18 protein-coding genes are annotated in these 22,849 nt (G+C 34.2%); 14 read left to right on the top strand and 4 right to left on the bottom strand.

Annotated elements, in window-relative coordinates:
- On the top strand, positions 1-1,509 hold a 1,509-nt coding region (locus tag DFQ05_RS04825; RefSeq protein WP_132704096.1), incomplete at its 5' end, for a T9SS type A sorting domain-containing protein.
- 114 nt (positions 1,510-1,623) lie between these two features.
- Here DFQ05_RS04825 and DFQ05_RS04820 read toward each other — a convergent pair.
- Positions 1,624-4,176, bottom strand: a complete 2,553-nt coding sequence (locus tag DFQ05_RS04820) for an ATP-dependent Clp protease ATP-binding subunit (RefSeq protein ID WP_132704094.1) — start codon at positions 4,174-4,176, stop codon at positions 1,624-1,626.
- A 260-nt stretch (positions 4,177-4,436) separates the two neighbouring features.
- Between DFQ05_RS04820 and gyrA the strand changes: the two genes are divergently transcribed.
- Both gyrA and DFQ05_RS04810 read left to right on the top strand, forming a co-directional pair.
- Positions 4,437-6,962, top strand: a complete 2,526-nt coding sequence (gene gyrA / locus DFQ05_RS04815; protein WP_132704092.1) for a DNA gyrase subunit A — start codon at positions 4,437-4,439, stop codon at positions 6,960-6,962.
- A 24-nt stretch (positions 6,963-6,986) separates the two neighbouring features.
- Positions 6,987-8,270 (top strand): tetratricopeptide repeat protein, encoded by a 1,284-nt coding sequence (locus DFQ05_RS04810; RefSeq protein ID WP_132704090.1) that lies wholly within the window; start codon positions 6,987-6,989, stop codon positions 8,268-8,270.
- Positions 8,271-8,318: 48 nt separating this feature from the next.
- On the opposite strand, the gene DFQ05_RS04805 is transcribed toward DFQ05_RS04810, so the two are convergent.
- Complete coding sequence (locus DFQ05_RS04805) at positions 8,319-9,068, bottom strand: C40 family peptidase (protein WP_132704088.1); 750 nt, start codon at positions 9,066-9,068, stop codon at positions 8,319-8,321.
- Between the two features lie 9 nt (positions 9,069-9,077).
- Entirely contained in the window at positions 9,078-10,256 is a 1,179-nt protein-coding gene (locus DFQ05_RS04800) for an acetyl-CoA C-acyltransferase (RefSeq protein WP_132704086.1), read from the bottom strand.
- Positions 10,257-10,368: 112 nt separating this feature from the next.
- Between DFQ05_RS04800 and DFQ05_RS04795 the strand changes: the two genes are divergently transcribed.
- Positions 10,369-12,420, top strand: a complete 2,052-nt coding sequence (locus tag DFQ05_RS04795; protein ID WP_132704084.1) for an HD family phosphohydrolase — start codon at positions 10,369-10,371, stop codon at positions 12,418-12,420.
- 43 nt (positions 12,421-12,463) lie between these two features.
- On the opposite strand, the gene DFQ05_RS04790 is transcribed toward DFQ05_RS04795, so the two are convergent.
- Entirely contained in the window at positions 12,464-13,615 is a 1,152-nt protein-coding gene (locus DFQ05_RS04790; RefSeq protein ID WP_206750662.1) for a TlpA disulfide reductase family protein, read from the bottom strand.
- Between the two features lie 118 nt (positions 13,616-13,733).
- Between DFQ05_RS04790 and mnmE the strand changes: the two genes are divergently transcribed.
- The 10 genes from mnmE (at position 13,734) to DFQ05_RS04740 (ending at position 22,841) form a co-directional block, all read left to right on the top strand.
- Positions 13,734-15,125, top strand: coding sequence for a tRNA uridine-5-carboxymethylaminomethyl(34) synthesis GTPase MnmE (mnmE, locus tag DFQ05_RS04785; RefSeq protein ID WP_132704080.1), 1,392 nt, complete (start codon positions 13,734-13,736; stop codon positions 15,123-15,125).
- Between the two features lie 163 nt (positions 15,126-15,288).
- Positions 15,289-15,708, top strand: coding sequence for a helix-turn-helix domain-containing protein (locus DFQ05_RS04780; RefSeq protein ID WP_241974210.1), 420 nt, complete (start codon positions 15,289-15,291; stop codon positions 15,706-15,708).
- Positions 15,709-15,714: 6 nt separating this feature from the next.
- A complete protein-coding gene (locus DFQ05_RS04775) occupies positions 15,715-16,809 on the top strand; it encodes a site-specific integrase (RefSeq protein ID WP_132704078.1) in 1,095 nt (364 codons plus the stop codon).
- Positions 16,809-17,756 (top strand): DUF6617 family protein, encoded by a 948-nt coding sequence (locus tag DFQ05_RS04770; protein ID WP_132704076.1) that lies wholly within the window; start codon positions 16,809-16,811, stop codon positions 17,754-17,756. The genes DFQ05_RS04775 and DFQ05_RS04770 overlap by 1 nt, the downstream gene beginning before the upstream one ends.
- Before the next feature lie 158 nt (positions 17,757-17,914).
- Positions 17,915-18,214, top strand: coding sequence for a helix-turn-helix domain-containing protein (locus tag DFQ05_RS04765; RefSeq protein WP_132704074.1), 300 nt, complete (start codon positions 17,915-17,917; stop codon positions 18,212-18,214).
- Positions 18,211-18,507: a helix-turn-helix domain-containing protein gene (locus DFQ05_RS04760; protein ID WP_132704072.1), complete on the top strand. Its 297-nt coding sequence runs from the start codon at positions 18,211-18,213 to the stop codon at positions 18,505-18,507. Before DFQ05_RS04765 ends, DFQ05_RS04760 begins: the two co-directional genes overlap by 4 nt.
- Entirely contained in the window at positions 18,494-19,402 is a 909-nt protein-coding gene (locus DFQ05_RS04755) for a BT4734/BF3469 family protein (protein ID WP_132704070.1), read from the top strand. Before DFQ05_RS04760 ends, DFQ05_RS04755 begins: the two co-directional genes overlap by 14 nt.
- Positions 19,399-21,153: a DUF3987 domain-containing protein gene (locus DFQ05_RS04750; protein ID WP_132704068.1), complete on the top strand. Its 1,755-nt coding sequence runs from the start codon at positions 19,399-19,401 to the stop codon at positions 21,151-21,153. Before DFQ05_RS04755 ends, DFQ05_RS04750 begins: the two co-directional genes overlap by 4 nt.
- Before the next feature lie 151 nt (positions 21,154-21,304).
- Positions 21,305-21,601, top strand: a complete 297-nt coding sequence (locus DFQ05_RS04745; RefSeq protein WP_132704066.1) for a helix-turn-helix domain-containing protein — start codon at positions 21,305-21,307, stop codon at positions 21,599-21,601.
- A gap of 7 nt (positions 21,602-21,608) precedes the next feature.
- Positions 21,609-22,841 (top strand): ApeA N-terminal domain 1-containing protein, encoded by a 1,233-nt coding sequence (locus DFQ05_RS04740; protein WP_132704064.1) that lies wholly within the window; start codon positions 21,609-21,611, stop codon positions 22,839-22,841.
- Positions 22,842-22,849: the final 8 nt, after the last annotated feature.

Below are 22,849 nucleotides of genomic sequence, written 5' to 3'. Positions count from 1 at the left end.
AGTGATATCGAAAAAGTCTCTGGCGATTATGTTCCAAGTTCAGAATGTCCACAGAGTGGTAGTTACACGAACACCTGGACAGTAACAGACGACTGTGGTAATGTCTCAGCCGTTTACACGCAAGTGATAACCATCGTAGATACGACAGCACCAACCTGGAGCACAGCAGACAATGCCTTAGATGTGACTTTAGAATGTGATGATGCGACAGGCTTAGCCGAAGCACAAGCGTTATTCCCAGTAGCTATGGACAACTGTGATATGGATGTTAGTGATATCGAAAAAGTCTCTGGCGATTATGTTCCAAGTTCAGAATGTCCACAGAGTGGTAGTTACACGAACACCTGGACAGTAACAGACGACTGCGGTAATGTCTCAGCCGTTTACACGCAAGTGATAACCATCGTAGATACGACAGCGCCAGTAGTTGAATGTCCTTCTGAGGACATGCAACCTATTTATTTCTGTAACCCTGAAATTGGTGATGACAAATTACCAATAGACATTCCTGAAACCCTACCCGTAATTGATAATTGCGATGATGATGTAGAAGTCATATATTCGGACAGCGGCATAACCTATGATGAATGTGTCTATAGTGTAACACGAACATACACGGCAGAGGACGACTGTGGTAATATGAGTTCTTGTTCTGTTGAGTATACTTGGTCGATTGATTCATACAGTAATTGTGAAACTGCATTTGCGAGATATGAAGGTGATGACATCAATGCAGAAGGCGCATGTTTTATCCCAGATTTTGATAGATGGGGTTGGACAAATCAATTTGTTCCTAGAGAAGAAGCTTATATAATGCCTTTCTATGCAGGAGCTGCTCAATGCGACTATGAGAACAAAGGTACGCAAGTTGGTACTATTAGTATTTTGTACTGGAATGATGAAATCACAGTTACTTATAATCTCGAGACTAATACTGATGGTGGTTTTACAACAGGATATGTATTAAATGAGGCTCACGTCTATGTTGGGTGTGATCCTTATCCTGAAAATAATGGAACTCCTACAGTAGCGCCAGGGCAATATAATTACAATTTAGGTGAGTACTTAGATTATGTTTCAAACTATACTGTAGGACCTATAAGTGCTAGCGGCCCTGTTTACGTTATAGTACATGGCGTAGCTTGTGAAATTGTTTGCAAATGTTCTAATCCAACAAGAGACAGCTTTGACACTTCAGGTTTAGATGGACAGAATTGTTCTTCAAATTTCAAAGAAACTTTAGATGAAACGATAAGCTTTGTTGCATATCCAATTCCTTTTAAAGATTCGGTAACTTTAGAATATGAATTTGATTATGATACTGACGTTAATTTTGATGTCTTTGATGTTAAAGGAACAAAGATTGAATCGATTTCGGACACAAACTATAACAAGGGTAAAAAATCTGAATTAACTCTGAACATGGCTAGATATAATGATCAGATGTACTTTGTAAGATTAACAACAAATAGAGGTTCTATAGTTAAGAAAATAATTACAAGGAAATAATAGAGTGATTAACTTTAAAACTCGCTATTAAAATTACTTTAATAGCGAGTTTTGTATAATAAAAAAAAGCCATTTCAAAAGAAATGGCTTTTCTAATATAATTAAATGAATGTATTACGATTCTTTAGGCTTTTCTGATGATTTTACTTTAATTTTTAAAGTATCATTCTTCTCATCTAAATCCATAGAAATGGTATCACCTTCCTGAATTTTCGAGTTAATTATCTCCTCAGCTAATGCATCTTCAATATATTTTTGGATGGCACGCTTTAAAGGTCTAGCTCCGTACTGAGAGTCGAAACCTTTCTCGGCAATGTAATCTTTTGCTTTAGCAGAGAGTTTAAGTTCGTAACCTAAATCGCTTATGCGCTTAACTAATTTTACTAACTCTATGTCAATTATTTTGTTGATGTCTTCTTTTTCTAGCGTATTAAATACAACAACATCGTCAATTCTATTTAAGAATTCTGGTGCAAACGCTTTTTTTAGAGCATTTTCAATAATTCCTTTAGCGTGGTCTGCTGCTTGAGATTCTCTTGCGGCTGTTCCAAATCCTACGCCAGTACCAAAATCTTTTAGTTTACGTGCACCGATGTTAGATGTCATTATGATGATTGTATTTCTGAAATCAATCTTACGACCCAAACTATCCGTTAGATAGCCGTCATCTAATACTTGAAGCAACATATTAAATACATCCGGATGTGCTTTTTCAATTTCATCAAGCAGTACAACAGCATATGGCTTACGGCGCACCTTTTCTGTTAACTGACCTCCTTCTTCGTAACCTACATATCCTGGAGGTGCACCAACTAATCTAGAAATGGCAAACTTTTCCATGTATTCGCTCATATCAATTCTTATAAGCGCATCATCATTGTCAAATAGCTCGTTAGCTAACACTTTTGCTAATTGAGTTTTACCAACCCCAGTTTGTCCTAAGAATATAAATGAACCAATAGGTTTATTTGGGTCTTTTAATCCAGCTCTGTTACGCTGAATTGCTTTTACAACCTTCTTAACAGCATCGTCTTGACCAATAACTCGACCTTTAATTAAATTTGGTAATTCGGCTAATTTATTAATTTCGGTCTGGGCAATTTTATTAACAGGTATTCCAGTCATCATTGAGATGACGTCAGCGACGTTATCTTCTGTGACAACCTCACGATGTAGTTTAGTTTCGTCTTCCCATTTTTCTTGAGCTAGCGCTAAATCCTTCTCCAAACGCTTTTCGTCATCTCTAAGCTTAGCGGCTTCTTCATATTTTTGCTTTTTAACAACAGAGTTTTTCGTCTCTCTTACTTCTTCGAGTTTTTTCTCTAACTCAATGATTTGCTTTGGCACATCAATATTTGTAATGTGTACACGAGAACCAGCTTCATCTAGAGCATCGATAGCTTTGTCTGGTAAAAAACGTTCCGTCATGTAACGGTTAGTTAATTTTACACAGGCTTCGATAGCTTCGTCCGTGTAATCGACATTATGGTGCTCTTCGTATTTACCCTTAATATTATTTAGAATTTCTATTGTTTCTTCAACGGTTGTCGGCTCAACCAAAACCTTCTGAAAACGACGTTCTAATGCGCCATCTTTTTCGATGTATTGTCTATATTCGTCTAGAGTTGTAGCGCCTATGCATTGAATTTCTCCTCTTGCAAGGGCAGGCTTAAACATGTTTGAAGCATCTAAACTTCCTGTTGCACCGCCAGCACCTACGATGGTATGAATTTCGTCAATAAACAGAATAATATCATCGTTTTTTTCGAGTTCATTCATAACTGCCTTCATTCGCTCCTCGAATTGTCCTCTGTACTTAGTACCTGCAACTAGACTTGCTAAATCCAGTGTTACAACACGCATATTAAATAATGTGCGAGAGACTTTGCGTTTTACGATACGCAGTGCTAGGCCTTCGGCAATTGCTGATTTACCTACTCCAGGTTCACCTATTAAAAGAGGATTATTCTTTTTTCGTCTGCTAAGTATCTGAGAAACACGCTGTATTTCTTCTTCCCGACCCACTACAGGGTCTAACTTTCCTTCTTCGGCTAATATGGTCAAATCACGACCAAAGTTGTCTAAAACTGGCGTTTTAGACTTTTTGTTTCCTTTTTGAGATGTACCACCAAAAGGATTTTGCTTTTCATTTTCTTGAGATTCGCTCATGTCATCATCAGAAAAAGACTCAGCTCTTGGTGTTTCTAAGAAATCATCTTCGTTTGTTATCATAGATTTAAATTCTTCTTTTGTATTATCGTAATCTACCTTCAACTTATTTAATAGCTTAGTTGTAGGGTCGTTTTCATTTCTTAAAATACACAACAGTAGATGTGCAGTGTTTATTGATGTGCTCTGAAACAATTTTGCTTCCAAAAACGTTGTTTTTAAGGCACGTTCGGCTTGTCTAGTGAGGTGTAAGTTCTTTTTTTCGTTAGATGTAACTGACACATTTGGATTGGCAGGACTAAGGATTTCAACTTTTCGTCTTAGCAGATTTAAATCTACATCTAAGGAATTAAGTATATCTATAGCTTTCCCATTGCCATCTCTTAGAAGTCCAAGCATTAAATGTTCAGTCCCAATAAAATCGTGACCCAATCGTAACGCTTCTTCCTTACTGTAGGCAATTACATCCTTTACTCTTGGTGAAAAATTATCGTCCATATAATATATCGTTCAGCATTAAAAATAATAAATTCAATAATCAAAAAAGCAAAAACTATACCTTATTAATATGAAATTAACGAATTGACTAAAAAAGCTAATGAAATCAAAATTTATACTAGGATACTTATTAACGAAATTACCCTTAAAAATTGTTAATAAATACCGTTAAATGTACCGATGAAAAACCGGTCTAAACCCAATGAAATTCCTATATTAGCACGTTATGAAAATTAAGTAAATAAATTAACATTTATAATATGGCAGAAGGCGAAAAATTAATCCCTATTAACATTGAAGATGAAATGAAATCGGCTTACATCGACTATTCGATGTCAGTCATTGTGTCACGTGCGTTACCAGATGTAAGGGATGGATTAAAACCTGTGCATAGACGCGTATTATACGGGATGCACGAATTAGGCGTAAAATCTAATACAGCACATAAAAAATCGGCAAGAATTGTAGGGGAAGTGCTAGGTAAGTATCACCCACATGGAGACACATCCGTTTACGATACTATGGTACGAATGGCGCAGGAGTGGAGCTTACGTTACATGTTGGTCGATGGTCAAGGAAACTTTGGGTCTATCGATGGCGATAGTCCTGCGGCAATGCGTTATACAGAAGCACGTATGCGCAAGATTTCCGAAGACATGTTGGCAGATATCGATAAAGATACTGTAGACCACAAGCTAAACTTTGATGATACATTGAAAGAACCAACTGTTTTACCTACTAGAATCCCTGGTTTATTGGTTAATGGTGCTTCTGGTATCGCTGTTGGTATGGCAACAAATATGCCTCCACATAATTTAACCGAAGTAGTTGACGGAACAATTGCATATATCGATAATCACGACATTGAAATTGATGAATTAATGCAACACATTAAAGCTCCTGATTTTCCTACTGGTGGTACAATTTACGGTTATGATGGAGTGAAAGAAGCCTTTCATACTGGAAGAGGTAGAGTTGTTCTTAGAGGAAAAGCTAATATAGAAGAAGTTAATGGTAGAGAATGTATTATAGTTAATGAAATTCCTTATCAAGTTAACAAAGCAGATATGATTAAGAAAACTGCTGATTTAATTAATGACAAGAAGATTGATGGGATTTCAACTATACGTGACGAGTCTGATAGAAACGGAATGCGCATAGTGTATGTATTAAAACGAGATGCTATTCCTAACATTGTTTTAAATAAGTTATACAAATATACAGCGCTTCAATCGTCGTTCAGTGTTAATAATATCGCACTCGTTAATGGACGACCAGAAATGTTAAATCTCAAGGACTTAATACATCACTTTGTTGAGCACAGACACGAAGTGGTTGTTAGACGTACTAAATACGAATTAAAGAAAGCTGAAGAGCGTGCTCATATTTTAGAAGGATTAATTATTGCTTCTGATAACATAGATGAAGTGATTGCCTTAATTAGAGCATCCGCCAATGCAGATGAAGCTCGCGAAAAACTGATAGAACGTTTTAAACTTTCAGAACTTCAGGCGAAAGCTATTGTAGAGATGCGTCTACGTCAATTAACAGGTCTAGAACAAGATAAGTTAAGAGCCGAGTACGAGGAATTAATGAAAACAATAGAAGACCTTAAAGATATCCTTGATAAGAAAGAGCGTCGTATGGACATCATTAAAGAGGAATTAAGAGAGGTACAATCTAAATACGGGGATGAACGTCGTTCTACTATAGAGTACGCTGGTGGCGATTTAAGTATTGAAGATATGATACCTGATGAGAAAGTAGTTATAACTATATCTCATGCAGGTTATATAAAACGAACATCATTAACCGAATATAAGACTCAAAATAGAGGTGGCGTTGGTCAAAAGGCGTCTACGACACGTAACGAAGATTTCTTAGAGCATCTATTTGTTGGTACAAATCACCAATACATGTTATTCTTTACACAAAAAGGTAAGTGTTTTTGGATGCGAGTTTATGAAATTCCAGAAGGAAGCAAAACATCTAAAGGTCGTGCGATACAAAACTTAATAAATATTGAGCAGGACGATAAAGTCATGGCGTTTATTTGTACTCAAGATTTAAAGGATGAAGCGTACATAAATAGTCATTATGTAATAATGGCAACAAAAAACGGCCAAGTAAAGAAAACATCATTAGAGCAATATTCTCGACCAAGAACTAATGGTATTAATGCAATTACCATTAAAGAAAACGATGAGTTGTTAGAGGCTAAACTTACTACCGGAGAAAGTCAAGTCATGTTAGCACTGCGTTCTGGTAAAGCCATTCGTTTCGAAGAGGCTAAAACACGTCCAATGGGTCGTAATGCGTCTGGTGTTCGTGGTATAACGCTTCAAAATGAAAATGACGAAGTTGTTGGTATGGTCGCCGTTGATGATATGGATAGTAATATCCTAGTTGTATCAGAGAACGGATACGGTAAACGCTCAAGTTTAGAGGACTATCGAATCACTAATCGAGGAGGAAAAGGCGTCAAAACCATATCAATTACCGAAAAAACTGGTAAATTAGTGGCAATTAAAAACGTTACAGACGAAGATGATTTAATGATTATCAATAAATCTGGTATAGCGATTCGTATGGCCGTTTCCGATTTACGAGTTATGGGTAGAGCAACGCAAGGTGTAAAACTCATTAATTTAAAAGGAGACGATTCTATCGCAGCAGTAGCCAAGGTAATGAAGGATGATGAGGAAGAAATTGACGTTGAAGCTCCTGAAAATGCTGATACCACAGACAATGGCACGGCTATTGATAATACAGAAAGCGAAAACTAAGATTAACTAAAAATAAATTTTAAAATGAAAAAAATTATAACTTTAATTTGTGCTTTAGTAATTAGCACGATGTCGTTTGCGCAGAAAAACGAGATTAAGGCTATAGAAAAAGCACTAAAAAATAACGATTTTGCCACAGCTAAGGCAAATGTACAGTCTGCAGAGTCTTTATTATCTAATATGGATGATAAGATGAAGTCAAAATTTTATTTTATTAAAGCTGAGTCTTTTTATGCAAATGGAAATGCATCAGATTCCGATTTAGATAAAGCGATAGAAGCATTAGAAATTTTGAAAGAACATGAGAAGCAAATAGGCAAGCTTAAATATACTGATGAAGCCAACGAGATTAAATCAAGAATGCTTGAATCTGTATTAAAAAAAGCCGACGAAGCATTACAAAATAAAGACTATCTAAAAGCGTCTAAGAAATTTAGTAGGGCCTATAATTTGTCTCCTCAAGATACTAGCTATTTGTATTATGCTGCTTCTACTGCTGTTTCAGCAAAAGCATATGATACTTCATTAGGATTTTACGTAAAACTTCGTGATTTAGGGTATACAGGGATTAAAATGAATTATTATGCTACCAATGTCGACACTGGTAAGGAAGAGGTTTTTTCTACAGAAAAAGCACGAGACTTTTCAGTACAGGCTAAATTACACCAAAATCCTAGAGACGAAATGTCTGATTCTAAGGCATCAGAAATCGCAAAGAATATTGCTTTAATTTACGTTTCTCAAGATGAAAATGAAAAAGCTTTAGACGCCATTGAATACGCAAAAAAGAATTTAAAAAATGATTATAATCTAGTTTTAGCAGAAGGGAATATTTACCTAAAACTCGATAATAAAGAAAAGGCTTTCGAATTATTCAAAAAAGCTTTAGCTATGGAGCCAAATAATGCAAGTCTAAATTTCAACGTTGGTGTTTTATCGATGAATTCTGGTGCTTATGAAGATGCCTCAAATGCTTTTAAAAATGCCTTAAGGATAAAACCAGATTATTCAGATGCAGCACTTAATTTATCTACAATAGAAATAAACAAAGGAAATGCTCTTAATGATGAAATGAATAGTTTAGGAACATCCGCCGCAGATAATAGAAAATACGAAGAGCTTAAGAAAAAGAAGATTGATTATTTAACAGAAGGTGCCAATATACTTGAGAATTTTATAAGTAACAATCCGAATGTAAAAAATATGGATATATTAAATCAACTTAAAAGTATATATAGCTTTGTAGGTGATACGGTAAAATTTAAGATTATTAAGGAAAAAATTGAAGCAATAGAAGCAGGCAATTAAAAAACATCTATAAAAAAAAGCGGTCAAAATTAATTTTGACCGCTTTTTTTATATCACTTTTTTTATAACTCTTAATTTATGGGTGTGCTTATTAGATTCAACATTATAAATCCCACTATGGTCTAAGCGGTCTATTCTTACTTTGCCGTGCGCATGAATTATATAATTGTCTTCCATAATTATACCAACATGGATTATGTCTCCATCAGCATTATCAAAAAAAGCTAAATCACCTGGTTCACTTTCTTCAATAAAACTTAGAGCATCGCCTTGCGTGGCTTGTTGGGAGGCATCGCGCTTCAAAGTATAACCATTAAGCCTGTATACCATTTGGGTAAAACCAGAACAATCAATTCCAAAAGGCGTTTTACCGCCCCATAAATAGGGAGAATTTAGATACAAGAATGCCGTTTTTATGATATTGGATTTATCTTTTTTATCTGTTTCTTTATGTCCATCGAAGGTATGTTTTAAGATATCACATCCGTTTAATGTGGCGCCTAAAGGTATGGTGTATATACCTTTTCTTTCGTCAGCAACATATTCTAATAAATCTCCTGATAAAACAGGTATAGATTTAGATATAGTTTCATAGTTTTCATTAGAAATTTCCAAATACTGCTTATTATCTATCCAACCTTCATATTTATCGTAAGAGATGCGAATGCGGCTCCATTTCTTTCGTTTTTCTAGTACCTTAAATGTTTCACCGTACAAAACTTGCGACACAAGCTCCGATGTGTCACTAGGTTCTAAACGCATAGGTACAATTCCAAGATTACAGATGCCGTATTGCATAGATGATTCTTAAGAGCGCTCTAAAACTAATGCAGAAGCACCACCACCGCCATTACATATAGCAGCTGCTCCGTATTTAGCATCATTTTGTTCAAGAACATTAAGTAGAGTTACTAAAATTCTAGCACCGGAACATCCTAAAGGGTGACCAAGTGATACTGCACCACCGTTAACATTTACATTTTTATCGTTAAGACCTAAAATTTTCATATTTGCTAAACCAACTACAGAAAACGCTTCATTAAATTCAAAATAATCAATATCACTTAATTGTAAATTAGCTTTTGCTAAAGCTTTTGGTAAGGCTTTCGCAGGGGCAGTAGTGAACCATTTTGGTTCTTGCGCTGCATCGGCATAGCTCTTAATGGTGGCCAAAGGCTTTAGCCCTAATTCAAGAGCTTTGTCTTTACTCATTAGTACCATTGCAGCGGCACCATCATTTATCGTAGAAGCATTCGCAGCAGTTACGGTTCCGTCTTGAGTAAAGGCCGGACGCAACGCTGGTATTTTTTCCATTTTAACGTTTAGATATTCTTCATCTTTATTAACGATAATGGCATCTCCGCGTCTTTGCGGAACTTCGACAGAGACAACTTCATTATCAAATTTACCAGAATCCCATGCAGACTTAGAACGATTGTAAGATTGGATAGCAAAAGCATCTTGGTCCTCACGCGAAAATTTATATTCTTCAGCGCAAGCATCTGCACACACACCCATAGCGTTTTTGTCATAAGCATCAACCAAACCATCCTTTTGCATGCCATCTTCCAAAGAAGCTGGACCAAATTTTGTAGCAGTACGTGCATGAAAGTAATGCGGTATTAAACTCATGTTTTCCATTCCGCCGGCAACAATTATTTCTGCATCTCCAAGTTGAATTGACTGCGCGGCTTGCATTATAGCTTTCATACCAGAGGCACAAACCTTATTTACAGTTGTACAAGGTACAGTGTCAGGAATCCCTGCATAAATAGCAGCTTGTCTCGCCGGTGCTTGTCCAGTACCAGCTTGTACTACATTTCCCATCAACACTTCTTGTACCATTTCTGGTTTTAAACTAATCTTATCCAATGCACCTTTAATGGCTACTGCTCCTAATTTTGGTGCCGGTACAGTAGATAACGCTCCCATAAAACTACCTATCGGAGTTCTTGCAGCAGATACAATAACAACTTCTTTGCTCATGATTGCTTTCTTTATTTTAATGATGCGAATTTAATGATTTTTGAATGATTAGATAATGAAAACTGATTTAAACAAACTTCAAAAACTATATATTTATTACATTTGATTATATATGAAGGAACTTATTAATAAATGGTATAGAAATCATGCGCTTATCTATAAGTTGCTACTACTTCTAAGTACTACGTTCTTTATAGTTTACCTTTTTCCAAAGACAGGGAAATTTAGATACTCGTTTGAAAAAGGCAAGCCTTGGCAGTCCGAGAATTTATACTCACCCTTTGATTTTGCCATTAAAAAATCAGAAAGTCAACTCGAAAAAGAACGCGAAACTGTTATCAGTAACAGTGAAGTTTATTTTGAAATTGATTCTGAAGTTGCTGCGTCCGTAAAAGATTCGTACTTACAAAAATTTAATGCAGTATTTAAAGACTCATTAACAGGATTCGAGGATAGAGTTCTCTTGTTTAAGGTTGGTCAAAACGCTTTAAAATACTTGTATCAACATGGGATTTTAAATTCTGTGTTTAATTATCCAGACAATCAAGATGTAATTTTAGTTGAAAACAATAAGGAATTAAATAGAATTCAGTTTGGAGAATTAATAAAGCAAAGTGAAATAAGGAGCTATCTTGAGCGATTACTTAATCAAAATAATTTAACGAAGTATAACAAAGAATTTCTAGCTTTGTTTTTCGATTTAATTGAAGGTAATGCTAGTTTTAATAAGTCACTTACCAATAAGGCTTTAGAGGCTGAATTGTCAAAGGTATCACCAACGAGAGGTGTAGTCTCCGAAGGGACTTTAATTATATCCAAAGGGCAAGTTGTAGAAGAAGGCCAATACAATATTCTTAACTCTTTAAAGTCAGAATACGAGTCTCAGGTATGGAGTTCTAATAGCTATAATTGGGTAATTGTAGCCTATACGTTATTAGTAGCCTTAACTTTATTAATGTTGTTATTATTTCTTAGAAAGTATAGACCTAAGGTATTTGAAAATAATACAAAAGTTACTTTTATATTTTTCAATGTGGTCGTAATGATTTTGCTAACTACATTGGTGATTAACTATAATTCACAATACTTATATGTCGTACCATTATGTATTTTACCTTTAGTTTTAAAGGCCTTTTTCGATGCACGATTAGGACTTTTTGCTCATGTATTAACAGTTTTACTGCTTGGTTTTATAGTACCCAATAGTTATGAGTATATGTTTTTGCAGATTATTGCAGGTATTGTAACAATCCTTACAGTTTCAGAATTATATAAAAGGGCAAATCTTTTTATTTCAGTAGGTCAAATAACACTGATATATATAATTGCCTATTTTGCATTTTTTGTTATTCATGAAGGCCAGATATTTACATTAAAGTGGACAACTTTTGGGCTATTTATCTTGTGCGGATTAGCAACGCTTTTCGTGCAGCCATTAATTTATATCTATGAAAAGTTATTTGGATTGGTTTCCGACGTTTCATTATTGGAGCTATCAGATACAAACACAAAACTTTTAAAAGAACTTTCTAATAAAGCGCCAGGTACGTTTCACCACTCGCTCAATGTAGCAAATTTAGCTGAAGCATCTGCGAATGAAATCGGTGCCAATGCAATGCTGGTTAGAGTAGGTGCTTTATATCATGATATTGGTAAAATGAAGAATCCTACTTTTTTTACAGAGAATCAGTCTACAGGAATTAACCCTCATGACGAATTATCTCCTAAAGAAAGTGCTAGTGTAATAATAAATCATGTCTTAGACGGAATAGAAATTGCGAAAAAGAATAATCTACCAGATCGCGTTATCGATTTCATAAGAACTCATCACGGAACCAGTTTGGTTTATTATTTTTATATGAAAGAGAAAGCGGCAGACGATACTGTTTCAGAGGAAGATTTTGAATATCCTGGACCCAAACCATTTAGTAAAGAAACAGCAATTTTAATGATGTGCGATAGTGTTGAAGCCGCATCAAAAAGCCTTAAATCTCCAACAAGTACTAAGATTAATGACTTTGTTGAAAGCATCATTGATAAGCAAGTGGAAAGCGGTCAGTTTTTAAATGCAGACATCACATTTAAAGATATAGAGGCAATCAAAAAAGTATTGAAGCTTAAACTTGCAAATATTTATCATCTTAGAATTGAGTATCCAGAATAAAATAAGCCAGTTAAAAACTGGCTTTTTTAGATAGTGCTATACCTTAATTCAGAAGCTCTTCAATCTTTTTTTCTAAGGCTGGACCTCTTAAGTTTTTAGCAATTATTTTTCCTTCATTATCTAGAACGAACATAGCAGGAATAGCATTGACATTGTATTTCTTAGCAATTTCATCAAAGTAGTTTAGGTTAGATACTTGGTGCCAAGTCAATTTATCATCTTCAATTGCTTTTAACCATGCTTCTTTAGGATTTTGTTGCCCTCTACGACCATCTAATCCTACACCAATAATCTCTAATCCTTTATCGTGGAATTTTTCATAGACCTTTACTACGTTCGGATTTTCTCTTCTGCACGGTCCACACCATGCGGCCCAAAAATCTACAATTGTAATTTTACCTTTAGAAACAACGTCACTTAATGCTAATAATTCTCCGTTTGGTGTTGGAGCCGAAAATTCAGGAGCTTTTACTCCAATAGCTGTGGCTTTTTCTAATTTTTTAATTTCTAGTAATTGGTCTATTCTTTTTTTTATTATTTCGCCATCGGATGTATTTCTAATCTCAGCAGGCATTTTATTGAATAGTTCATTTGCCATTTCTATATCGACATCGGTACGTCTAAGTTCATTTTTGAATACTTCTATTGCAGAATAATCATCTAAATTTTCTCTTATATATTCTAAACCTATATTGGCCAATTTTTTTGATTCGATATTTATTTTATTATCTAATTCCGACGATTTCAAAGTGTCATTTTTTAGTTTGGCTTGTCTATAAGAGATGGATAGTTCTTTAATCCCAGATTTTATAGTTTCAATCCTTTTTCTAAAGTCTATAAGTTTTTCATTCGATTTTAAACCAAGAATTTCAGATTCCATTAAATTTTTGTCATTTATATTAATTTCAATTTGGGAATTTTCTAGAATAATAGGGAGTCTTCCATTAATGCCATTAACAGTTAAAAAATACAACGAAGGATGGTCTAGGGAACCATTTAAAACAAACTTCTCCTTCATGATAATTGCTGTGTCTACTGAAATCATTCGCCCACGTTCATCCATTTTGTTTAGGTATACTCTAATTCCATTATACAAGCCTTCCGCAGTACCATTTATTACATAATCTGTTTTAGGTTCGGTTTTACAGCCTAAAATAGTTAAGCCTAAATAGGCAATACAAAGTAACTTTTTCATCATTCAAAAATTTAATTGAACAAATATAAAAAGTCTATTAAAAGTATAGCTATATGATTAGTGCAAATAATATCTTAAAATATTCAAAAGCCTTACTTTTGTTTAAATTTTTGATGAGATGGTAACTAACGACACTATAGTAGCATTGGCAACAGCATCTGGGAGTGGAGCTATAGCGGTAATACGGCTTTCAGGTAAAGACGCTATCGAGATTTCTAATCAATTTTTTAAATCCGTAAGGCCTTCTAAGACGTTGCTCAATCAGAAGACACATACAATACATTTAGGTCATATTGTAGACGGTTACAGAGTTGTAGATGAGGTCTTACTATCCATTTTTAAGAATCCAAATTCTTACACAGGAGAAGATGTTATAGAAATTTCTTGCCATGGCTCTACCTATATACAACAAGAAATTATACAACTATTTTTACGAAATGGTTGTCGAATGGCAAACGCTGGAGAATTTACACTTCGCGCATTTTTAAACGGAAAATTAGATTTAAGTCAAGCTGAAGCTGTAGCCGATTTAATAGCTAGCGATAACGCTGCTTCGCATCAAATAGCTATGCAGCAAATGCGCGGTGGTTTTTCTAGCGAGATTGCCAAACTACGAGAAGAACTAATGAATTTTGCTAGTTTAATAGAACTTGAACTCGATTTCTCTGAAGAAGACGTAGAGTTTGCAGATAGAACACAATTTAAAGAGCTGATTGATAGAATTATATTTGTTTTAAAGCGCCTTATAGACTCATTCTCAGTTGGTAATGTTATTAAAAACGGAATACCGGTTGCTATAGTGGGTGAGCCCAATGTTGGTAAGTCAACATTATTAAATGCGCTTTTAAACGAAGAACGGGCAATCGTTAGTGACATAGCAGGAACAACACGAGATACTATTGAAGACGAAATTTCTATCGGAGGTATTGGTTTTAGATTTATTGATACAGCAGGAATACGAGAGACTGAAGATGTTGTAGAAAGTATAGGGATAAAAAAAACGTTTGAGAAAATGGAACAAGCACAAGTGGTTGTTTTGTTATTTTCTGCTGAAGAATTTAAAACTGAAAGCCAACGCTTGAAAATTGAAATCGAAAAAATAAAAAACCGTTTTCCACAAAAGCCTTTGGTGATTATTGCGAATAAGATTGACAAACTTTCAGATGACGAGTTGAACAATTTAAAATCTGAATTTGAAGACATACATTTATTATCTGCAAAAACTGGTATTGGGGTAGAAGAATTAAAAGAAAAATTAATTGGATTTGTTAATACAGGATCCCTCCGAAATAACGAAACCATAGTCACTAATACACGTCATTATGATGCACTTTTTAAAGCCCTAGAAGAAATATCTAAAGTGAAATCAGGATTAGAAATGGGACTTTCTGGTGATTTAATGGCTATAGATATCCGGCAAGCCCTATTTCATTTCGGTGAAATCACTGGTGAAATCACAACTGATGATTTATTAGGGAACATTTTTGCAAATTTCTGCATCGGGAAGTAACTTACTTTCTTTTTATTGTTAATGTATTGATTTTATTGACTTTATAGAATTTTATCTTCTCTTTTTTGTTGCTTTTTTGCTCTTTTTTAACTAAATTTGTTGTATATCTGTTGCCTTAAATACGGATTTGTTGCCCAAATCTGTTGGCTAAAAGATTGGCGAAATGATGCACCATATTGCCCCACGTTGCACCATAACGCTACATAAAGCACCATTTATGAGCAGTAATTTATACATCCCAAAAACCTGTAAACATTGCGGTAATGCTTTTACAGCACGCACAACAGTAACTAAATACTGTGGTGATACTTGCGCTAAAAAAGCCTATAAGGCACGTAAGCGTAAAGAAAAAGTACAAGCTACTCTCACAAAGGATATGCAGCAGCAAAAGGAAGCTGTCCAAATTCCAAACCTCAACACGGTAAATAACAAAGATTTTTTAAGCGTGACAGAAGCTTCACAATTGATTGGTGTAAGTAGATGGACCATTCAAAGAATGATTCAACAAGGACGCTTAAAAGCAGTCCCTTTTGGAAGAAAACGTATTGTAGCCAGATGGCAAATAGAAAACCTCTTTAATTAACATCCTATGAAAGTAACATTAAGACAACGCAAAAAGAATGATAAGATAAGTCTGTATTTAGATTACTATCATAAAGGAAAACGCAAAACCGAGTATTTGCGATTATACCTTACACCTAATCCTAAAACTAAAACTGAAAGAGAGGTTAACAAGAAAACCAAGCAATTAGCAGAAACCATTTGCGCACAACGTCAAATAGAAATACAAAATGGTATTTATGGCTTTCAGGATATTGAGAAATTAAAAGGAAGCTTTATTACTTATGTTACGGCTTTAGCTGAAAAGAAAAACACAAGCTCTGGCAACTACGGGAATTGGAACAGTATGCTAAAACATTTGAAAATCTTTTGTCCTACGGATGTAAGTTTCCAAGATTTGGATAAATCATTTGTTGAGCGTTTCAAAGAGTATTTAGACAAAGATGCTATGGCAAGAGCAGGTAAAAAATTGTCTCAAAACTCTAAATATTCATACTATGGTAAATTTTGCGCAGCTTTAAAGCAAGCGGTAAAGGATGGTATTTTAAAAGTCAATCCAGCTAATGGTGTAGATTATTTCAAACAAGGAGAACCTCAACGAGAATTTTTAACGCTTGATGAATTACAAAAAGCAGTTAACACAGAATGTGAATTACCACTATTAAAAAATGCGTTTATATTTTCAGCCCTTACCGGATTACGTTGGTCAGATATTGAAAAATTGTTGTGGTCAGAAATCCAACACTCTAAAGAAATGGGTTATTACATACGTTTCAGACAAAAGAAAACCAAAGGAGCAGAAACTTTGCCAATATCAGAACAAGCAAGAGAATTATTAGGTGAAGCAGGAAAACCCGAAGCAAAAGTTTTTGAAGGCTTACATTATAGTGCTTGGTCAAATCTAAAATTGCAACAATGGATGTTAAAAGCAGGTATTACTAAAAATATTACTTTTCATTGTGCGCGTCATACCTATGCCACTTTACAATTAACTTTGGGTACAGATATTTACACAGTATCAAAATTATTAGGACATAAAGAGTTGAGAACAACACAGATTTATGCCAAAGTAATTGATGATAAAAAGAAAGAAGCTGCTAACCGTATTCAATTGGATTTATAATGAAAGGAAATGTATTTGCAAGTTTGGTATCGATTACCAACGGGTTACATAGAGACAATAGATCAGAACGAGAATTTAATTTTTTGGACTCTGAATTAAAGGAACTACCAAAAGCTGATAATGCGGTTTTTAAAGTAAACTTTAAAAGACCTTTGAACAGTAAAAAAGAATATTACTTTAAGCTGATTTCAAATGATACCGAAACTGAATTAGCAGCATTAAAATCCGAATTTCCAACCGATGCAGGAGAACCCGAAAGCAAATACAGATATACAAGACAATTTAATAAATACGATAAGTATCTAAAGGATATTGCCGCCTACATCAAAAAGCAGTCTATAAGTAACGATTTAGGCAACGATACTGATTACATCATCAATTACTTAAAAGTAGCTGCAATTCGCTTATACATTGAACTACAAGAACAATACGGACAATTTTCAGAAACTGGGTTATTCTCAATTCAAGAAATAGCAGAAAAATATTTTAGTGATACTGATTTTGATACTTCAGTATTTGTAAAATTAGAAGTAGATAAAAAAGAGGTAGTTAAAAAGCCATCTAAACCGAAAAGCAAACAAAAAACCTCATTTGGATATTTAAAAGATGATTCTGAATGGTTGTCTAAAATATTGAGCAGGCTTCAATTAAGTATTGATTTACTTGATGCAAAAACAGATGTTAAAGACTTGCATAATTTATTAGTGGCTAAAGATTTTAAAGGTTTTCAAAAGAAAATCTATTTAGATTGTAAAACAACCGAGTTTAAATATGTTGTTAAACGGTTGCAGCCACATTTCAAAAATATGACACCCACTTTAATTGAATCTACGGGTTTATTTTATACAAAATTGGGTAAACCATTGACAGCTCAAAATCTTTATACCAAAAGTAAAGCACCTCTAAAAAAGGAAACCATTGATAATATCTTCAAACAAATACAATAAAAAACAATGAGATTATTTAGAAATCTCATTGTATTCTCACACTCATATAAAACTCTCACACTTTAAAAATCATTGATTTTAAACCTTTGTCCTGTTCTTGAAAACCAAGAATGACATTTGGCCAGATGTCCATTTCTATTACTTAAAATTAATTAGTTATGGACGAAATATTAGAACGTCTTAAAATTATCGAAGCACACGTTTTAGACAGAAACATTATTGTAAAAAACGTATTGAGCTTTAACGAAGCCTGTAAATTTTTGGAATTGTCACAATCCCATTTATACAAGCTTACGAGTACTGGAACCATTCCGCATTACAAACCGAATGGTAAGAAAATTTATTTCAACAGAGTTGAACTGGAGCAATGGTTATTAACTAACCGTGTTGATTCACAAGATGAAATCGAACAGCAAGCTGCCGATTACTTAATTAAGAAAGGAGCGGTGAAGTTATGACTGAAATAATCGATTTACTCTTGGCACTCTCACAAGAAATAAAGGACTTAAAAGCACGTATCGAGTTGTTACGACATTCGAGAGCAGAAGTACTAAAAGATAAGTGGATAGACAACCAAGACGTATTGCAGACCTTACACATCAGTAAGCGAACCTTACAGACCTTTAGAGACAACGGAACACTACCTTATAGCAAGGTAAAGGGTAAGTTTTATTACAAGGTTTCCGATGTGGAGCAATTGCTTCAAGATAACTACTACAACCATAATTTCAAACGAGATGGAAGTAAGTAGAGAGGCAATTTTAGACAAAACACATTACGGCTTAAAAATTTATGCCTACGTGTTAAGACAGTATTATCCTGAAACAACAGTCCTTTCTGTAAAAGGAAGGGACTGCGGGATAACCCGAAACCCTTTTAATGGTGGTAACGAAACCTTACGGATTCATATTGATGGTGTAATAGCAACACATCGAGACACAGAGCTAAAGACCTTTAACGGTGATGTATTTGATTTTGCACAATACCATTTTAGAATTACCGATGAAGAAGAATTGTTGCTCAAGATTAACCAAGAATTACATCTCAATTTAGAAGTCAAGGAAAAAAGCGAATTAGATTGGTTGAATGGTCCAGACGATACCTGGTATGCTTACTGTAGCTTTTTCAAAGCCCCAGTTCGCAATGTGTTTCCTGCGGAAACTATGCGGTTACATCAAGTATTTGCATTAATCACAAGTGATAAATACAAAAGAATTACTGAAGATTTAAGAGCAATAACCGATGTAAAAGAAGCACGTAAATTCAAAGCGAATCGCTTTGATTACGTCACCTTTTCAGGAACGTTTGAAAAGCGAAATGATAGTAATTTGTTACAGCATTCCAATCTATTAACTATTGATTTTGACCATTTAGATAATCTTCAAGAGTTAAAAAAGCAATTACTAAACGATGAATACTTTGAAACCGAAATGCTATTTACATCACCATCTGGAGATGGACTAAAATGGATTATCAGAATTGATGTTTCAGAAGTAACACATTCAGAGTATTTCACCGCAGTAGCCAATTACATTAAGCATACCTATAATATTGAGGTTGACCAGTCAGGTAAAGACGTTTCCAGAGCGTGTTTTTTACCATACGACCCAACAGCCTTTTTACATAAAAGACACCAAGCATTATGACCAAAATATTTAATCCAAAAGAATGGTTGGAAGTTCCAGAAGAGCAACCGCAACCAACAAGCAACAACGCAACAACATTTGTTGTTGCTGTTGCTGATAACGACATTGAAACCTACATTTCTACAATTGAGCAATCAGGTATAGACATCACAGGAAATTATGCCACTTGGAGAGATTTAGGATTTTCTTTGGCTGAAGAATATGGAGAGACAGGAAGAGATTATTTCCACAGAATAAGTAAAAACTATGTAGGTTATGATTCAAAAGAATGTGACGAACAATTTAACAAATGCCTAAATGCAAAAGGTCACGGCATTACCATTGCAACGTTTTACCATTATGCACATCAGGCAGGTATAAAACCGATGAAGCAACAAAACAACAACGAGATTGTAACAAATGTAGCAACTGTTGTTGATGTACCAGAGCAAGCAATGCCAACAATACCGGATGAGGTATTTAATAGCTTACCGCAGTTTTTACAACAAGTTGTAAATCCTGCGAGCAGTCAAGAGGAAAAAGACATTTTGTTATTGGGAGCTTTAACCGCTTTTAGTGCCTGTTTTCCTAAACTCTTTGGTATTTACGACCAACGTAAAGTCTTTGCCAATTTATATCTTTTTGTTACTGCACCTGCATCTGCAGGTAAAGGCAGGCTTAACCAAATTAAAAATTTGGTAGATCCTGTACACAAGTTAAAGCGTGAACAAGCTAAAGTGCTAAAGCAACAATTTAATACAGAAATGGCAACCTATAATATGAACAAGGGTAAAGATGAAAACTTGGAGAAACCAGGTAAACCACCCGAAAGGATGTTGTTCATTCCTGCTAATAATAGTGTTACGGGTGTCTATCAATTAATTTCTGATAATGAAGGCAAAGGACTGATTTTTGAAACTGAAGGAGACACATTAGCACAAGCTTTTAAAAGCGATTACGGTAATTATAGCGATGGTTTTCGTAAAGCCTTCCATCACGAAACCATTAGTTATTATCGTAGAACCGACAGAGAATATGTGGATATTGAAAAACCGTGTTTATCTACTGTATTATCAGGAACACCCAAGCAAGTAGCTACATTAATCCCGAATGCCGAAAATGGTTTGTTTAGTCGTTTTATGTTTTATTATATGAATATAAAACCTACTTGGAAAAACGTGTTTTCAAGTAATAATAATGTTGGGTTAGATGATTATTACTCACAATTAGGAAAGGTATTTTTGGACTTGTATAAAACCCTCAAAAACAATCCCGAAATTGAAATAAGGTTAACTACACCTCAACAACAGCAATTCAATACGTTTTTTGAATCCTTACAGACTAAATACATCAACTTACAACCCGAAGAGTATATTGCAACCATAAGGCGATTAGGCTTAATTGCATTTCGGCTAATGATGCTATTCACAGCATTTCGCATTATGGAAGATGGTGATGTGAATCAAGTAAAAGAATGTGAGGATGTCGATTTCAAAAATGCGCTAACTATCATTTCTATTTTAGTAAAGCACAGTAGTAAAGTGTTCAATGATTTACCAATAGAACAAAAAGCGGTAAAACGCTTAAACAGAAAGGAAAGGTTTTTAGAAAGCTTGCCAAAACAATTCAGTAGGCAAGAGTATTTAGATTTAGCCACCAAACAAAACATCCCACATAAAACGGCAGAAGGCTACATTACCAAATTTGTAGAAGCAGGATTAATACATAGAGAAGCACATAATAGCTATTCAAATCCTGCAAAATCATTATAAGGAAATTGAGGAAACAAAGGAATTTGCGTATGTGTTTCCTTAAATCCTTAACTTCCTCACTTTCTGTTAATAACTGTTTATATCTTTTTGTTTTCCTTTAGCTTCCTTTTCTTAAATTAGACAAAATCTGACAAGTCTAATTAATGCTATTATGGAGTTTGGAGAATACATACGCTCATTGCGCGAAAAGCGCAATTTGTTATTAAGGGAAATGGCTGCAAACGTCAATATGGATGTGGCTTATTTAAGCAAGATTGAACGAGGAAACCGTATGGCAAGACGAGAGCAGGTAATAGCATTTGCAAAAGAATTAAAAGAAGATGAGAACAAATTAATTAAGCTTTGGATGTCCGAACAGATTGTACAAATGATAAAAAATGAAAAGGACAGTACGGAAATCCTCAAAATAGCTGAAGAGAAAATTAGTAAGATTGTTAAAAAGCAGTAAAAATTAAATGTTTAAAGAGAATAAATATTTCGGTGAGGTATGGTTTAAGGAATCACAAGATGTGAAGTGCTTCTGTGTCCTTGAGCTAAAAGATAACAAGATATTTATAACCACAAATTTGAATAAGAAATATGCAGCATACCAAATTGAAGTGATTTATGGAATGTTCACAGGTTTAGGTTATGTAACCTTTGTTAATTGTAATATACAAAATAGTAGTACAGGTATAATTGAAACTAAAGTATATCGCCCTAAATACACCTTTGTGTGTGCTCATCACTTAATAGAACCGGTAAATTTAAAAGTGAGTGAATTTCAAATTGACAATGCAGCAATTGTAAAGTGGGTTAGAAAAATGAATTGGTATAATTCATTTGAAGATAAGGTTGAAAAACAAGAAGACATAAAACACCAAACAGTTATTTCACAAGACTTAACTTTAACAATAACAAAATCTACTTCATACACTTCCAATCACGACTTTTTAAGAATGGATAACATAGGCTATGTAGACTTCAAGTCTACAAAGAATTTGAGTATTCTGGAAAGCATTGAACTTTACAATTCATTTCAAAAAATATTTCATTTCATTTACGGTAAATCTGTTCAGTTTAAGTCCTTTAATTTTAAGTGTTTAAGTTGTGGTGAGTGGGCTTCATTATATTATAAGGATGATTTTAATAAGGAGAACATTTCTGGTTTTATTACACTTGATTATGATACAATTAATGAAGACTTATCTAAATTAATCAAACATTGGTTTACGAATCCAGACATTACTTATTGTGCCGATATAATAATTGAAAATTTATTAACTGTAAAGACAAGTCATAGTAGAAGGTTCACTAATTCATATTCAGCCTTTGAAGCTTACAGTTTTAAATTTGGTAAAACTCATAAAAACCCAACTGTAGAAAAATATTTATTAGAACATAAAGAGTTAATTCATAGAATTACTTCAATTCCAGAAAGCGAAATCAAAGGTTATGTTTCTAAAATAGTAAGACATAGGGATTATCTAACTCATCGAAATAAGACAAAGAATAACATTTTTTCTCAATTTGAGTTGCTATACATTTCCTTTTTATTGGATTATATAGTCGGTATAGGTTTAATGAAAAAGATGGAAGCTTCAGAAGAAGTAATTGAGAAGATAATGTTAAGGGCAAAATCTACTTATCAAGATATGCAGTCGGTTAATAGATTGTTGAATAAGGATATTTTAGAGATTAATACTTAAATAATTTA

Source organism: Winogradskyella wandonensis (assembly GCF_004346845.1).
Taxonomy (GTDB): Bacteria; Bacteroidota; Bacteroidia; order Flavobacteriales; family Flavobacteriaceae; genus Winogradskyella; species Winogradskyella wandonensis.
Note: the sequence above shows the minus strand (reverse complement) of the source record. Positions and strands in the feature narration are given on the sequence as shown.